The organism is Bacillus sp. JJ1764, assembly GCF_036962145.1.
GTDB lineage: Bacteria > Bacillota > Bacilli > Bacillales > Cytobacillaceae > Neobacillus.
In genome coordinates this window covers 30,642-32,149 of record NZ_JBALNY010000062.1, presented here as the reverse complement: position 1 = coordinate 32,149, position 1,508 = coordinate 30,642, and the positions used below count along the sequence as shown (strand labels likewise).

At 38.8% G+C, this 1,508-nt stretch carries 1 pseudogene; it reads left to right on the top strand.

Annotation, left to right across the window (positions count from 1 at the left end):
* Window positions 1-44 precede the first annotated feature (44 nt).
* Window positions 45-1,458 (top strand): annotated as a pseudogene (locus V7083_RS10780) (amino acid permease).
* Window positions 1,459-1,508 lie beyond the last annotated feature (50 nt).

Sequence of the window (1,508 nt, the reverse complement as noted above, 5' to 3'; positions counted from 1 at the left end):
CTTTAACATAGCCAAAAATTTAACAAACAAAAAGGGGATGTAATATGGAGAATCCACATGGAGGGCTTCAACATAGCCTAAAAACAAGGCATGTAACAATGATTTCAATCGGTGGGGTTATTGGAGCCGGACTATTTGTTGGTAGTGGGACAATGATTAATTCATCGGGTCCAGGTGCCATTGTATCCTACATAATTGCCTGTTTAATGGTTGTTTTAATTATGAGGATGCTTGGAGAGATGGCAGTCGTTAACCCTGATAGCGGGTCGTTTTCAACATATGCCCATCAAGCAGTTGGTCCTTGGGCCGGTTTTACAATTGGCTGGCTTTATTGGTTTAATTGGACAATCATCGTTACAATCGAGACAGTATTGCTGGGAACAATGCTGCATAATTGGGTACCATCCATACCGATTTGGTTAGCCAGTGTGTGTTTTCCGATTATCATGGCAATATCTAATGCCTTTTCAGTAAAGGTATACGGTGAATTTGAATATTGGCTAGCTTTTATTAAAGTAGCGGCTATTGTTATTTTCTTAGGCCTGGGTGCTGCTATTATTATGGGGCTTGTTCCAGGGGTGAAAGCGCAGGGGTTATCAGAGATGATGGCAGGAGCAGACTTTTTCCCACATGGATTTACTCCTGTCCTGCTTGGGGTCATTTTTATTACCTTCTCCATTTCCGGAAGCGAGGTAGCAGCAATAGCAGCTGGTGAGTCAACCAATCCGGAAAAGAATATCATTCGAGCCATCAATTCTGTCGTTTGGCGTCTCATGCTATTCTTTATTGGTTCTGTTTTAATATTGGTAATGGTCATCCCACAGGGGGCAAAAAAGTTACTTGAAACGCCATTTGCCAGTGTCTTTGATATGGCAGGACTTCCGGCAGCGGGGCAAATCATGAATATTATTATTTTTATTTCCATGCTTTCCGTTTTAAACTCAGGATTATATACGGGTTCGCGGATGCTGTACTCACTTGGATTAAAAGGGGATGCTCCAAAGTTTACCACGATTGTTACCAAAAGAGGAGTACCTATTTGGGCATTATTTATTTGTGTCGTATTTACTTATGTATNNTGTATTTACTTTATTTAAATTCATCTCACCAAATACATTATTTGTATTTTTAGCAGATAGTTCCGGTGGAGTTACTTTGATTATGTATGTTTTTATTGCTATTTCTCATGTACTAATGCGCATAAAGGCAGAGAAGGAAAATCCCGGTTCTTTAAAAGTAAAAATGTGGCTATTCCCTTATTTAACCTATGCCACGATCCTCGTTTTGATCACAATCTATTCGGCACAAGCTTTTATAGGTTCTATGCGTTCACAATTCTTCCTAACTTCCATTCTTACAGTCATGATAATAGGCTCCTATTTTCTTTTTTATCATAAAAAAGAAAAGGTATCTTCATCTCTGCCAAACGCCAAAATTTCAAAAATTTATCCGGAATAAGGTCCATTTGTAATAATAAGGGACTAAAAAAAACGAGGTCTGGAACATTC